The sequence below is a fragment of the Streptomyces sp. NPDC097595 genome, from assembly GCF_044761525.1.
In the GTDB taxonomy this organism is placed as follows: Bacteria; Actinomycetota; Actinomycetes; order Streptomycetales; family Streptomycetaceae; genus Streptomyces; species Streptomyces drozdowiczii_A.
This window is the reverse complement of sequence record NZ_JBIWCN010000007.1, coordinates 229871-244192: the sequence shown is the minus strand read 5'-3', so window position 1 is coordinate 244192 and position 14322 is coordinate 229871. Positions and strand designations below refer to the sequence as shown.

General features: G+C 72.2%; 8 protein-coding genes. 4 read left to right on the top strand and 4 right to left on the bottom strand.

Annotated features, from left to right (window positions below; translation table 11 throughout):
• Positions 1 to 31: 31 nt before the first annotated feature.
• The 4 genes from ACIQZN_RS13995 to ACIQZN_RS13980 all read left to right on the top strand — a co-directional run bounded on the left by ACIQZN_RS13995 (position 32) and on the right by ACIQZN_RS13980 (position 7543).
• The gene (locus ACIQZN_RS13995; RefSeq protein WP_403992151.1) at positions 32 to 664 is read left to right on the top strand and encodes an isochorismatase family protein; all 633 of its coding nucleotides are present in this window, start codon (positions 32 to 34) and stop codon (positions 662 to 664) included.
• A 107-nt stretch (positions 665 to 771) separates the two neighbouring features.
• Positions 772 to 1581 carry an alpha/beta fold hydrolase gene (locus ACIQZN_RS13990; RefSeq protein ID WP_403992336.1) on the top strand — a complete coding sequence of 270 codons (810 nt, stop codon included), beginning with the start codon at positions 772 to 774 and terminating at the stop codon, positions 1579 to 1581.
• Between the two features lie 189 nt (positions 1582 to 1770).
• Positions 1771 to 3981, top strand: a complete 2211-nt coding sequence (locus ACIQZN_RS13985; protein WP_403992334.1) for a HelD family protein — start codon at positions 1771 to 1773, stop codon at positions 3979 to 3981.
• A 256-nt stretch (positions 3982 to 4237) separates the two neighbouring features.
• Positions 4238 to 7543 (top strand): GH92 family glycosyl hydrolase, encoded by a 3306-nt coding sequence (locus tag ACIQZN_RS13980; protein ID WP_403992331.1) that lies wholly within the window; start codon positions 4238 to 4240, stop codon positions 7541 to 7543.
• A 61-nt stretch (positions 7544 to 7604) separates the two neighbouring features.
• On the opposite strand, the gene katG is transcribed toward ACIQZN_RS13980, so the two are convergent.
• The 4 genes from katG to ACIQZN_RS13960 form a co-directional block, all read right to left on the bottom strand.
• Complete coding sequence (gene katG / locus ACIQZN_RS13975; protein WP_403992148.1) at positions 7605 to 9836, bottom strand: catalase/peroxidase HPI; 2232 nt, start codon at positions 9834 to 9836, stop codon at positions 7605 to 7607.
• Between the two features lie 238 nt (positions 9837 to 10074).
• Positions 10075 to 10674 (bottom strand): class I SAM-dependent methyltransferase, encoded by a 600-nt coding sequence (locus ACIQZN_RS13970; protein ID WP_403992145.1) that lies wholly within the window; start codon positions 10672 to 10674, stop codon positions 10075 to 10077.
• A gap of 26 nt (positions 10675 to 10700) precedes the next feature.
• On the bottom strand, positions 10701 to 12923 hold the full coding sequence (locus ACIQZN_RS13965; RefSeq protein ID WP_403992142.1) for a PQQ-binding-like beta-propeller repeat protein: 2223 nt from the start codon (positions 12921 to 12923) through the stop codon (positions 10701 to 10703).
• A gap of 163 nt (positions 12924 to 13086) precedes the next feature.
• Complete coding sequence (locus tag ACIQZN_RS13960) at positions 13087 to 14307, bottom strand: chitinase (RefSeq protein WP_403992139.1); 1221 nt, start codon at positions 14305 to 14307, stop codon at positions 13087 to 13089.
• Positions 14308 to 14322: the final 15 nt, after the last annotated feature.

Below are 14322 nucleotides of genomic sequence, written 5' to 3'. Positions count from 1 at the left end.
CGCCCCCGCGCGGCACCGAAAGGCTTCACTCATGGCACTTCCCGCCATCGCCCCCTACCCCCTGCCCGGCGCCGACGAGCTCCCGGCGAACCGGGTCGGCTGGACCGTCGACCCGGCGCGCGCCGTGCTGCTCGTCCACGACCTCCAGAACCACTTCCTGCGCGCGTACCGCCCCGGCGAGGAGCCGCTGACCGGCATGCTCGCGAACACCGCCCGCGTGATCGAGGCCGCCCGCCGCGCCGGAATCCCGGTGGTGCACTCGGCGCAGCGCGGCGGCCAGACCCCCGAGGAGCGCGGTCTCCAACTGGACTTCTGGGGGCCGGGGATGGCGGACGACCCGGAGGCGCTGGCCTCACCGGACGAGGTGGCGCCCGCGCCGGGCGACACGGTGCTCACCAAATGGAAGTACAGCGCGTTCGTCCGCACCGAGCTGGAATCCCTCATCCGCGACGACGGCCGCGACCAGCTCGTGATCACCGGGGTGTACGCGCACATCGGGGTGCTGATGAGCGCCGCCGACGCGTGGATGCGCGACATCCAGGCCTTCGTGGTGGCCGACGCGGTCGCGGACTTCTCGCGCGAGGAGCACGACATGGCGCTGCGCTGGGCGGCAGGCCGCTGCGCGGTCGTGACGACGACGGACGCGCTGCTGAAGGAGATCTGAGCCCGCGCACCTCTCCATCATTACCGATACATCTAAAAAGATGCAGTATGGTGCGGTTACCGTCGGCGGCCCTCCCCGCCGGTAACCGCACCGACCGGAAGACTCCGATGTTCCTCGACACCGATGGCGCCACCCTGTACTACGAGGTCCGTGGCACCGGCCCGCTGCTGCTCCTGTCGCAGAGCGGTGAGGGCGATGCCGGCCGGAGCACCGACCTGGTCGGCCGCCTCACCGACCGGTACACCGTGGTCACGTACGACCGCCGGGGCCTGTCCCGCAGCACCTGCGCCGCATCCGGGCGGGGCGTCACCATGGAGCAGCACGCCGACGACGCGCACCGGCTGCTGGCCGAACTCACCGACGAACCCGCCCTGATACTCGGGTGCAGCATGGGCGCCGCGATCGGGCTCCACCTCGCGGTGGCCCACCCGGGCCGGCTGCGCACCCTGGTGGCGCACGACCCGGTCACCCCCTCCCTGCTGCCCGCAGGCCCGCGCGCCGGGCACGCGGCGGAACTCGCCCACCTCCAGCAGGTGTACCGGCAGGGCGGGTTGCGGGCCGCCCTGCCGGAGATCGCCCGGGTCCTCGGCATCGACCCGGTCCGCCAGGAGACCGAGCCGGACCTGACGCCCATGCCGTTCACCCCGGAGCGGGCCGCCAACTTCGGCTTCTTCATCGCGCGCGACTTCACGGCCGTCATCGAGGCCGAACTCGACCGGGCGGCGCTGCGGACGTCTCCGGTGCGCATCGTGCCCGCCGGCGGCGCCACCACCGCACCGGACGTCTTCGTCGGACAGTGCGCGCACCGGCTGGCCGGGCTGGTCGGGCGGGAGGTCGTCGCCTTTCCCGGCGGGCACAACGGCAACACCACCCACCCCCGCGCGTACGCCGCGCGGCTGCGCGAGGTCTTGGCGTAGATGCGGCCCCCGGGCTCCCGGGGACTCCCGGGGCAAAGTGAAATCCCCGGTCCGCAATTGCGGACCGGGGATTTTCTCACGTATATTGAGTGGTTCTGTGCGCCCACAGAAAAAGGCCCCTCACTGGGGGCCAACAAGAATCACCATATCCGTCAGGGAGCTGTTTTGTCAACTCGGGAAAGCGCCGAATTGCAGAAGGAGCAGGAATACATCGACCGGCTCCACCACCGTGTCGACGTACTGCGCGGTGACGCCGCCGAGCAGGTCCAGGACGCCCTGACGCCGGTCGGCACCGGCCAGCAGGCCCGGCTCGAACGCGATGTCCTGGTCGCCGAGCGCTCCGGTCTGCTCGCCGCTCTGAACGCGGTGGACGGCTCACTCTGTTTCGGCCGTATCGATCTCACGGACGGCGTCGCGCACCATATCGGCCGTATCGGAATCCGCGAGGACGACACCGAACACACGCCTTTGCTGATCGACTGGCGCGCCCCGGTCGCCCGCCCCTTCTATCTCGCGACCAATCACACCCCGATGGGTCTGCGCAGGCGCCGCCACCTCACGACCGAGGGCCGCACGGTCACCGAACTGCACGACGAGATCCTGGACGTCGGGGACCGGGAGCGCACCGGTTTCGAGGACCCGAGCGGCGACACCGTCCTGCTCGCCGCCGTGAACTCGGCGCGGACCGGACGCATGGCGGACATCGTGCGGACCATCCAGGCCGAGCAGGACCGCATCATCCGGGCGCCGCACCGGGGCGTCCTGGTGGTCGAGGGCGGGCCCGGCACCGGCAAGACGGCCGTCGCCCTCCACCGGGCGGCCTTCCTGCTGTACGAGCAGCGCGAGCTGCTGGCCAAGCGGGCGGTCCTCATCGTGGGCCCGAACCCGGCCTTCCTCGGCTACATCGGCGAAGTGCTCCCCTCGCTCGGTGAGACCGGCGTCCTCCTCGCCACCCAGGCCGAACTGTTCCCCGGCGTCCACGCCCGGGGTACGGACACGCCCCGGGCGGCGGCCGTGAAGGGCGGCGTGGCCATGGCCGAGGCGCTGGAGATCGCGGTGCGGGACCGGCAGCTGCTGCCCGAGCCGGGCGCCCCGCTGATCGTCCCGCACGACGACGGCGACCTGATCCTGGACTGGGAGATCGCCTACGAGGCCCGGCAGGCGGCCCGTGACACCCGGCTGCCGCACAACCTCGCCCGGCCGCACTTCGCGTTCCGGATCATCGACGCGCTGACCGCCCAGCTCACCGAGCGCATCGGCGCCGACCCGTACGGCGGGCCGAACTTCCTGGGCCCGGACGACATCGCCCAGCTCGGCAAGGCGGTCGCGGTCAGCCAGGAGGTGCACGCCGCGATCGAGGAGCTGTGGCCGGCCCTCACCCCCGAGGGCTTCCTCGCCGACTACCTGGCCGAGCCGGTCCACCTGCCGGAGGCGGACGCCGAAGCGATCCGGCGGACGCACGGCGAGGGCACCTGGACACCGGCGGACGTGCCGCTGCTGGACGAGGCCGCCGAACTGCTCGGGACCGACGACAGCGCCGAGCGGGCCGCCGCCGAGGCGGAGCGCCAGGAGCGGATCGCGTACGCCCAGGGCGTCCTGGAGCTGTCCCGGGGCTCGGAGTCCTTCGAGTTCGAGGACGAGGAGTCGGAGCTGCTGGCCGCCCACGACATCATCGACGCGGAGCGGATGGCCGAGCGCCAGGAGGAGGCCGACCACCGCAGCGCGGCCGAGCGGGCAGCCGCCGACCGGACGTGGGCGTTCGGGCACATCATCGTGGACGAGGCGCAGGAGCTGTCGCCGATGGCGTGGCGGCTGCTGATGCGGCGGTCGCCGACCCGGTCGATGACGCTGGTGGGCGACCCGGCGCAGACCTCGGAGGAGGCCGGGGTCGGCTCGTGGCAGGACATCCTGGAGCCGTATGTGGGCGACCGGTACGAGCATGTGCGGCTCGCGGTCAACTACCGTACGCCGGCAGAGGTGATGGAGGTCGCGGCGAAGGTGCTGCGGGCCGAGGACCCGTCGTTCGAGCCGCCGGGCTCGGTGCGCTCCACGGGCGAGGTGCCGTGGGTCCGGGACTCCGGGGCGGACCTGGCGGGCGCGGTGGCGCGGGCGGTCGAGGAGCTGACGCCCGCCGAGGGACGCCTCGCGGTGATCGCGCCGCACGAGCTGCACGAGGAGATCGCGGCGCCGCTGGACGGGGTGGTGCCCGGCGCCGAGCCGGATCTGACCCGCACGGTGGTGCTGCTGGGGCCCCGGCAGGCCAAGGGCCTCGAATTCGACCACGTCCTGGTGGTGGAGCCCGGCCGGTTCGGCACGAGTGACCTGTACGTGGCACTGACCCGGGCGACGCAGCGCCTGGGCATCCTGCACCGGGAGGCGCTTCCGGCGTCCCTGCGCTGACGGGCCCGGGGCAACCGAGGGCGCGGGCCGGGCTGTTGTGCGAGGGCAGCCCGGCCGGACGGGCGGATTCCGGGGAGCCTTGACACCCCGGACCGGCAGGAGGAGCATCCTCCACGTCGTTGACAACGTTGTCGGGGCGACGCCGTTCCTCCGGTCACGGCGGCCGGCTCCCGCCGCGTTGACCGTCCGTCACATCAGAAGGGCAGGAACGGTGCCACAGACGCACAAACGTCGTACGCACACCGCGATCCGGGCCGTGGGCTCCGTCACGGCCGCCGCCATGGCCGTCGCGGGGCTCGCGGTCGCCGCCGCCCCGGCCTCGGCCGCGCCGGGCAGGGACATCGTGAAGAACCCGGTGTCGTACGTCGATCCCCTGATCGGCACGTCCAACGCGGGCAACACCTACCCGGGCGCCGTGCAGCCGTTCGGCATGCTGGCGTGGAGCCCGCAGAACTCGCGGGGCAAGCAGGTCTCGACGCCCGCTCCCGGCGGCTACCAGTACGACGCGAAGAAGATCCGCGGCTTCAGCCTCACCCACCTCAACGGCGTGGGCTGCTCGGGCGCGAACGGCGACATCCCGATCATGCCGTACGTGGGTGACGTGGACTCCTCCCCCACCTCGGACACCACCGACGCGAAGTACGCCAGCGACTTCTCGCACGACGACGAGACGGCCACCCCCGGCTACTACAAGGTGGGCCTGGCCAGCGGTGCTTCGGCGGCGCTGACCACGACCGCCAGGACGGGGTCCGGGGAGTTCGGCTTCCCGGCGGACAAGCCCGCCAGCCTGCTCTTCCGCACCTCCAACTCGGAGACCGGCAGCACCGACGCCACCGTGCGGATCGACAAGGCCGCGCGGACGGTGACGGGTTCGGTCACGGCGGGCAACTTCTGCGGGCCGCAGAGCGCGAACAACCGCAAGGACCTCTACACGCTGTACTTCACCGCCCACTTCGACAAGCCCTTCGCGAAGACCGGCACCTGGAAGGACGCAACGCTCACCCCAGGCTCCACCTCCGCCTCCGGCGGTACGGGCTACAGCTCGTCCGGCAACGCCGTGGAGGGCAAGGGCTCCGGCGGGTACGTCACCTTCGCGGACGGCACCACCGAGGCGCGCGCCAAGGTGGCGGTCTCGTACGTCAGCGCCGCGAACGCCGAGGCCAACCTCCGTAAGGAGAACGGGCCAGGCAGGAGCTTCGACGCGGTGAAGCGGCAGGCCGCCGCGAACTGGGACAAGGCACTGAAGGCCGTGGAGATCGGCGGCGGCACCGACACCCAGCGCACCGCGTTCTACACCGCGCTCTACCACTCCATGCTGGAGCCGACCCTCACCAGCGACGTGGACGGCCGCTACCTCGGCGCCGACCGCAAGCCGCACCGGCTGTCCAAGAGCCAGAAGGCGCAGTACGGCACCTTCTCCGGCTGGGACCAGTACCGGGCGCAGGTGCAGCTGATGGCCCTGCTCAACCCGAGGGCGGGCAGCGACTACGCGCAGTCCCTCTTCAACTACGCCGACCAGCGCGACGGCGAGTGGGACCGCTGGCTGCTGGAGAACGGCAAGACGAGCGTGATGTCGGGCGACCCGTCCGACGCGGCGCTCGCCGGCATCTACGCCTTCGGCGGCCGTGACTTCGACGTCAAGGGCGCGCTGAAGTCGCTGGTCACGGCGGCGACCGTGCCGACCGCCAACGACTCCGACAGCTCCGGCTGCAACGTCGAGTGCGTGGGCCAGCGCCCCGCCCTCGACAAGTACCTGGAGCTCGGTTACGTACCGGCGGACAACTGCCACTGCTGGGGCGGGGCGGCCGAGACGCTGGAGGACGCGGCGGCCGACTACGGTCTGTCGGAGCTGTCCCGGCGGCTGGGCAACAAGGGCGACGCCAAGAAGTTCCTGGACCGGTCGGGCAACTGGACGAACGTCTTCGACGCCAACGCCACCGAGCAGGGCGGGTACATACGCGACCGGAAGTCCGACGGCAGCTGGGCGGGCACCTTCACGCCGGGCACCGGCGCCGGGTTCGTGGAGGGCACCAGCGCCCGGTACACCTGGATGGTCTACTCCGACGTGGCCGGTCTCGCCGGTGCGATGGGCGGCAACGAGCGCGCCACGGAGCGGCTCGACGCGTTCTTCCGTACGCCGGACGGGAAGTTCGACTTCTCGGCGAAGGACGACACGCGGTACGACCCGACGAACGAGCCCGACATCAACGCGCCCTACCTGTACAACTACTTCGGCGCCCCGTACAAGACGCAGGAGACGGTGCGCGCGGAGCTGGACCAGCTGTGGACCGACGGTCCCGGCGGGATTCCGGGCAACGACGACGCCGGGACCATGTCGTCCTGGTACGTCTTCTCGGCGCTCGGCATGTACCCGCAGAACCCGAGCCGCGCCGATCTGACGCTCACGGCCCCACTGTTCCCGCACGCGGTGGTACGCACCGGGCACGGGAAAAAGATCACCATCGAGGCACCGGCCGCCTCGGCGGACCACACGTACATCCACGGGCTGAAGGTCAACGGCCGTACGTCCACGAAGCCGTGGGTGGGTGACTCGCTCGTGGAGCACGGCGGGCGGCTGGACTTCACGCTCGGCACGACGCCCGACACCTCCTGGGGCGGCGCACCGGCCGACGCGCCGCCGTCCTTCCCCGGCGGCGGGCTGAAGTACTTCACGGGCGCCTCGCCCGACCAGCTGAAGGTCGAGCCGGGCGCCGAGGGTGCGCAGACCGTGGTCAAGGTGCAGAGCCTGGAGACGAAGGCCACCACGGTGCACTGGAAGGCCCAGGCGCCGGACGGGGTCACCGTCACCCCGGCGGAGGGCGACTTCACGGTTCCGGCGAGCGGCGCGGCGCAGGCGAAGCTCACCGTGTCGGCGGGTGAGGACACCGCCGAGGGCTACTACACGGTCCCGGTGACGCTGACCTCGTCGGCGGGCACGGAGCTGCCGAAGACGTCGGCGGCGGTGACGGTCGCCGAGAAGAACGGGCTGCTGTGGAACCGCAACAGCACCGGGATCTCGGCGGACGACGAGAACCCGCAGGCCAACTTCGACGGTGAGGGCTGGAGTTACTCGGCCCAGGCGCTCGCGGCGGCCGGTGCGAAGGCCGGCGGCACGGTCTCCTCGGGCGGCTTCGACTTCACCTGGCCGAAGGTGGACGCCGGTGACCCGGACAACATCGAGGTGGTCGGTGCGGGCCCCCAGGTGCTGAACGTTTCCTCCGCCGAGGGCGACACGAAGCTGGCGTTCCTCGGGAGCGCCGCCGAGGGCAAGGCATCGGGCACGGTGACGCTCACGTACACCGACGGCACCACGCAGCAGGCCGAGATCGGCTTCAGCGACTGGACGCTGGGCGGCGGCTCGCAGCAGCCGTCGTACGGGAACACGGTGGCGGTGCACACCGAGTACCGCGATGTGCAGGGCGGCGGAAAGGACCCGGTGGGCACCGAGATCTTCACGACCGCGCCGATCGCGCTCCAGGCCGGGAAGCAGCTGGCGTCCGTGACGCTGCCGAGCACCACGGACGGCGGGATCATCCACGTCTTCGCGGTGGCCACCGCCTGATCGGACGCGCACAACAGCAAGGGCCGACCTCCCAGTTGGGGGGCCGGCCCTTACAGCATCATCAGACGAGGTCGAACCGGTCCAGGTTCATGACCTTGTCCCAGGCGGCGACGAAGTCGCGCACGAACTTCTCCTTGGCGTCGTCGCTCGCGTAGACCTCGGCGACGGCGCGCAGTTCGGAGTTCGAGCCGAAGACCAGGTCGGCGCGGGTGCCGGTCCAGCGGACCTCACCGGTGACGGCGTCGCGGCCCTCGAAGGCGCTCTGGTCGTCGGCCGTGGACTTCCACGTCGTGCCCATGTCGAGCAGGTTGACGAAGAAGTCGTTGGTGAGGGTCTCCGGCGCGTCGGTGAGCACACCGTGCGAGGTCTGCTGGTGGTTGGCGCCCAGGACGCGCAGACCGCCGACGAGGACCGTCATCTCGGGCGCGCTCAGGTTGAGCAGGTTCGCCCGGTCGAGCAGCAGGTACTCGGCGGGGAGCCGGTTGCCCTTGCCCAGGTAGTTGCGGAAGCCGTCGGCGACGGGCTCCAGCTCCACGAAGGACTCGACGTCGGTCTGGTCCTGCGAGGCGTCCACCCGGCCCGGGGTGAACGGCACCTCGATGTCCGTACCGGCGTCCTTGGCCGCCTTCTCGACCCCGGCGGCGCCCGCGAGGACGATCAGGTCGGCCAGCGAGACCTGCTTGCCGCCCTGCTGCCCGGCGTTGAAGGACTCCTGGACGGACTGGAGGGTGCGCAGGACGCCCGCGAGGCGGTCCGGGTCGTTGACCTCCCAGCCGTTCTGCGGTTCGAGGCGGATGCGCGCGCCGTTGGCGCCGCCGCGCTTGTCGCTGCCCCGGAAGGAGGAGGCGGAGGCCCAGGCGGTGGAGACCAGCTCGGAGACGGACAGGCCGGAGGCGAGGACCTTCTCCTTGAGCGCCGCGATGTCGGCGGCGCCGATCAGCTCGTGGGTGCGCTCGGGCAGCGGGTCCTGCCAGATCAGCGTCTCCTGCGGGACCTCGGGGCCGAGGTAGCGGACGACGGGACCCATGTCGCGGTGGGTCAGCTTGTACCAGGCGCGGGCGAACGCGTCGGCGAACTCCTGCGGGTTCTCGTGGAAGCGCCGCGAGATCTGCTCGTACGCCGGGTCGAAGCGCAGCGAGAGGTCGGTGGTGAGCATGGTCGGGGCGTGGCTCTTCGACGGGTCGTGCGCGTCGGGCACGGTGCCCGCGCCCGCGCCGTCCTTCGGCCGCCACTGGTGGGCGCCCGCGGGGCTCTTGAAGAGCTCCCACTCGTAGCCGAAGAGGATGTTGAAGAAGCTGTTGTCCCAGGTGGTGGGGGTGTCCGTCCAGATGCCTTCGAGGCCGCTGGTGATGGCGTCGCCGCCCTTGCCGGTGCCGTACGAGCTCTCCCAGCCGAAGCCCTGGCGCTCCATCGGGGCGGCCTCGGTGTCCGGGCCGACGCTCTCGGAGGGGCCGGCGCCGTGCGTCTTGCCGAAGGTGTGGCCGCCGGCGATCAGGGCGACGGTCTCCTCGTCGTTCATCGCCATCCGGCGGAACGTCTCGCGGATGTCGCGGGCCGCGGCGATCGGGTCCGGGTTGCCGTTGGGGCCCTCGGGGTTGACGTAGATGAGGCCCATCTGCACGGCGCCGAGCGGTTCCTCCAGCTCACGGTCGCCGGTGTAGCGCGCGTCGCCGAGCCAGTCGGTCTCCGGGCCCCAGTACACGTCCTCGTCGGGCTCCCAGACGTCCGCGCGGCCGCCGCCGAAGCCGAAGGTCTCGAAGCCCATGGTCTCCAGGGCGACGTTCCCGGTGAGGACGAGGAGGTCGGCCCAGGAGATGTTCTGGCCGTACTTCTTCTTGACCGGCCACAGCAGGCGCCGCGCCTTGTCGAGGCTCACGTTGTCCGGCCAGCTGTTGAGCGGGGCGAAGCGCTGCTGACCTGAGCCCGCGCCGCCGCGGCCGTCACTGATGCGGTACGTGCCCGCGCTGTGCCAGGCCATCCGGATCATGAGGGGGCCGTAGTTGCCGAAGTCGGCGGGCCACCAGTCCTGCGAGGTCGTCAGCACCTCGGCGATGTCCCGCTTGACGGCGGCCAGGTCCAGCGCGTTGAACGCCGCGGCGTAGTCGAAGCCCTCACCGAGCGGGTTGGCCACGGCGGGGTTCTTGGCGAGAATCCGCACGTTGAGCCGCTCCGGCCACCACTGGCGGTTGCCGCCGCCCTGGGTGGGGTGCGGCGCGCGACCGTGCGCGACGGGGCAGCCGCCGGCCTCCTCCGACTTGGGGTCGGTGACGATCGCTTCGTGGTTCTCAGTCATGGAATTCCTTCCGGACGGGGCGGATCTCGGCGCTCTGAGAATGTGGGGGCCGGCCTGACCGGTCTCGCCCGGAGGACGTCCTGCCCTGGCCTCGGCCGGAACCGATCCTACGATGGACCTAGTCCAAGTCAATACGAACACGCGATGGAATGGATCAACGGCCGCCGCATATTGCCCCCGGCGGACAAAGGTTCGAACCAGGGGGCCTCAGACCCCTGTGCGCGACGCCGGACAGGACCTAGACGCCGTCCCGCCGGTGCACGCTCACCGCGTAGCCGCCGCCGTCGTACGGCGCCGCGTCCCAGGTGGCGAAGCGGTCGACCGGGGCGAGGCCGGCGGCGGCACAGTGGGCGTCGTACTCCGCGAGCGTGAGGCCGGGCGGCACGGGGAGGTGGGCCGCGTCCAGGCCGAACCCGGCGACCAGCAGACCGCCCGGGCGCAGCGCTCCGGCGAGGCGGGCGACGACGGTGGCCTCGGTGCCGGGGGCGACCAGCGCCATCACGTTGCCCGCGGCGACGACGAGGTCGAACTCCGGTTCGACGGAGAGCGCGGCCAGGTCGGCGCGGCGCCAGGGCAGCCCGGGCGCCTGCTCGCGCGCGACGGCCAGCATCGAGGCGTCGACGTCCACCCCGGTGCAGTCGTACCCGAGCTCCGCGAGCCGGATCGCGACCCGGCCGGTGCCGCAGCCGGCGTCCAGGACCCGGGCCCCGGCCGGGACCAGGGCGGCGCAGAACCGTGCCTCGCCGTGCATGTCCTTGCCGCTGCGGGCCAGGGCCGCGAAACGGGCGGCGTAGTCCTCGCCCGAGGTGTCTCCGGTGAGTTCGGTCCAGCGGTTCATGCGGGCCACTGTAGACGGGGCCCGGGTCAGCCCGGCTTCGGCGGATGGTGGGCGTCGAAGGCGAAGACGGTGTTCCGGGCGGCCGTCACGATCACCGCGCGTCCGGCGACGGTCACGCGGGGGCTCGCGCCCACCTCGCCGGTCAGGCCGTCGGCCCTGGGGTCCGTCGCCCACAGCACCGTGCCGTCGGACGGGGAGAGGGCGACCACGCGGCCGGTGGCGGAGCTGAAGAGCAGGGCACCTTCCCCGGCCACCGGGCCCGACGCACCCTCCACGCTGGTCTGCCGGGACCACTTCCTCCGGCCGGTGGCGGGGTCGAACGCGGTGACGCGGCCGGTCTGCCCGCTCATGTACACGGTGCCGCCCGCCATTCCGGGCGTGCCCTCGTACGGGGCGGGCAGCGGGGCCTTCGTGGCCTTCCCGGAAGCGGGGTCGACCCGGACCACCGCGTCGTAGCCGGCGAGCGCCGGTCCGTCCCGGTGTTCCCGGAACAGGACGAGCCGTCCGTCGGCGACGCCCACGGGGACGGCGGGGCCGTCGACGGGGATGGCCTCGCCCCAGGTGCCGGAGGCCGGGTCGAGGGGGTACAGGGCCGGGTGGCGCACCTCCGAGGCGTCGAGCTCGGCGTCGGTCGCGCACATGGCGAGCAGCCGGGTGCCGACCGGGACGGGTGCGCAGCGGGAGCCGGCGGGGAACGGCGCCGTCCGGGCGAGCTCCCCGCTGTGCGCGTCCCGGACCTCGAAGGCGGTATCGGAGGCGTCGACCGTGATCACGTCGGTGCCGAAGACCACGGCGTCCTGCGTCCGGCCCGTGACGGCCGTCGACTGGGCGCCGGAGACCGTGGACCACAGCTCCTCGCCGCTGTCGGCGTCGACGGCCACCACCTCGTCGCCGCGCGCCTCGGGGTCGTCCTGGGCGGCGAACCGGTAACCGATCACGGTGTCGTCGGTGGCGCCCGCCAGGTGCATGCCCTGGACGGGGACGCCCGGGCTCTTCACCGTCCAGGCGCGTGAGCCGTCCCGCACGTCGATCCGGGTGGCGACGACGCCGCCGCCCCCGCAGAACGCCGCATCGCCGCGGGCGACGCACCGCAGCTCGTCGGGGATGTCCTCCTGCCCGCCGGGCACGGTCACGCGCCAGGGCGTGAAGCCGTCGGGGAGGGTGCCGGCGGGCGCGGCGACCGTGCGGCCCTTGCCGTCGTCCGGCTCCTCGCCGAAGCCGCCCGTCTGGAGGGCGGCCACTCCCCCGCCGATCGCGGCCACGGCGACCGCCGCCGCGAGCACGGGCCGCCAGCGGCCGCGCAGCCCGCGTCCCCCGGGGGAGCCGGTCTCCTCCGGGGCGGGGGCGCCGGGCGCCTGGGTGTCGCGCGTGGCCAGGTGGTGCTGGGTGGTCACGTCCCGGGTGCGGCCGGGGGCGCGTCCAGCCGCCGCCGCGCCGCCGAGGTCGACGGGCAGGTCCCGTAGCAGCTCCAGGAGCTCGTCGGCGGAGGGCCGGCCCTCGGGCTCCTTGACCAGGCACGGTTCGACGACCGTGCGCAGCGATGCCGGTACGGCGTCCAGCGAGGGTTCCTCGTGCACCACCTGGTAGGCGGTGAGATAGGGGCTGTCCGCGTCGAAGGGGCCGTGGCCCGTGGCCGCGTACACCAGGAGGGTCGCCAGCGAGAAGACGTCGGAGCGCGGTCCGACGCCGCGCGGTGCCTGGAGCTGTTCCGGTGACATGAAGGGCGGGGTGCCGATGACGCGTCCGGTCATCGTCAGGGTCTGCTGGTCGGCGGCGCGCGAGATGCCGAAGTCGATGACGCGCGGCCCCTCGGGCGACAGCACGACGTTCGACGGCTTCAGGTCGCGGTGGACGACCCCGACGCGGTGGATGTCGCGGAGCGCCTCGGCGAGCCCGATGGCCAGGCTGCGCAGTCCGGCGCCGTTCAGCGGGCCCTCGGCGGCGATGCGCTCGGCGAGGGTGGGGCCCTCGATGTAGGTGGTCGCCATCCAGGGCTGTTCGGCCTCCGGCGCGGCGTCCACCACGGCGGCGGTGAAGGCGCCGCTGACCCGGCGCGCCGCCGCGACCTCCTGGCGGAAGCGGATGCGGAATTCGCTGTCGCCGGCGAACTGCTGGTGGATCAGCTTGATCGCGACGGGCCGGCCGGAGCTCGTACGGGCCAGGAAGACCGTGCCCATGCCACCTGAACCGAGCCGCGCCTCCAGCGGATAACCGCCGATCTCGGCTGGATCGCCTGCGCGCAGCGACACTCTTCCCGACCTCTCGTCCCCGTGCACCTCTGCCGTCACGGACCGCCCGTCTGTGCTGGACACAAACTAGTCGCAGAGTGGTGGGGCAGAGCAAAGCGGGTGACACGTGCAGGCATGCACGTGGTACGGGCCGCCCCGGCCGGGACCGGGGCGGCCCGCCGGGTCAGCAGGGGCCGAGGTCCTGCCAGACGCCCCATTCACCGGTGGAGCCGGGCGTCTCGTTCTGGGTCCACCACTTGGCCTTCCAGGTGTGGCCCCCGTACGAGACGGTGTTGCCGCCGTTGTAGACGGCGCCCGCGCTCCACGCGGCGGCGGCGCAGCTGCCGGTCGGGGGCGGCGTGGTCGGCGGGGTGGTGGTGGGCGGGGTGACGCCCGCGAACTTCACCGAGTACTTCGCGAAGTCCCAGTCCGCCTGGGCCACGCTGCTGCACGTCCCGGAGGTCTTGCCGTTGTTGTCGGGCGGGGTGCACTGGCGGTCGCGGTTGAGGGACCAGAAGGTGAAGCGGTCCATGTGGTGGCCGGTGGCGAAGTCCAGGACGGTCTGGAAGTCGGCCTGGCTGAAGTACTCGCCGGTGTCGCTGCGGCCGTTCATCCCGGAGAAGCCCTCGTGGGCGTACGCGGTGGCCTCGTCCCAGCCGAAGGTGGTGCGCAGGATCGCGTTGAAGTTGGTCAGGGCGCTCGTCTGGGCGGCGGCCCCGTTGAAGCCGCCGTCGAACGGCATGATGGAGAAGTTGTTGGGCGTGAAGCCCTGCGCCTTGGCCTCGTTGAGCATCTGCTTGCCGAACCAGCCGGTGCCGTCGGCGGTCGCCGCCGTGGTGACGGAGACGTAGAGGCCCGGATTGTTCTGCTGGAGGATCTTGGCGGCGCCGATCTCGCGGGCGATGGCCGCCGTGTTCTCGTACTCCGGCTCCTCCAGGTCGAAGTCGATGGCCTTCAGCTGGTACTTGGTGATGACCTGCTGGTACGCGGCGGCGGTGGCGGCCGCGTCGGAACAGGTCTGGCCGAGCTTCGTCCCCCCGTAGCCGCCGATGGACACCGACACGTCGCCGCCCTTGGCGCGGATCGCGCTGATGACGGAGGCGACCGCGGTGTCCGAGGAGACCGGCGACGTACCGTCCCAGGTGGGGCTGCAACCGCCGCCGTTGGGCGCCAGGATGAAGGCGAGCTGGAACGCCTTGAGGCCGGTGGCGTCCATGATGGCGCCCGCGTCCGGCGGATTGTTGTCGTGCGGCATCAGATAGGGCGCGGCGGCGTACCACCGGTTGGAGAGCGCAGTGGCGTCGGCGGACGCACCCGATGCCTGCTGTGCAGCGAAGGCCGCGAGTCCTGCGGTGGCCAGGGCGGCGGTGGCCACGCCGGAGAGCAGAGCGCGAAGACGTCTCATGGAGGCTCCTGTCGG

What these genes read in the sequence shown, in the direction of transcription:
- ACIQZN_RS13995 (WP_403992151.1), top strand. Translation starts at nt 32, where the DNA reads ATGGCACTTCCCGCCATCGCCCCCTACCCCCTGCCCGGCGCCGACGAG.
- ACIQZN_RS13990 (WP_403992336.1), top strand. Translation starts at nt 772, where the DNA reads ATGTTCCTCGACACCGATGGCGCCACCCTGTACTACGAGGTCCGTGGC.
- katG (WP_403992148.1), bottom strand. Translation starts at nt 9,836, where the DNA reads ATGACTGAGAACCACGAAGCGATCGTCACCGACCCCAAGTCGGAGGAG.
- ACIQZN_RS13970 (WP_403992145.1), bottom strand. Translation starts at nt 10,674, where the DNA reads ATGAACCGCTGGACCGAACTCACCGGAGACACCTCGGGCGAGGACTAC.
- ACIQZN_RS13960 (WP_403992139.1), bottom strand. Translation starts at nt 14,307, where the DNA reads ATGAGACGTCTTCGCGCTCTGCTCTCCGGCGTGGCCACCGCCGCCCTG.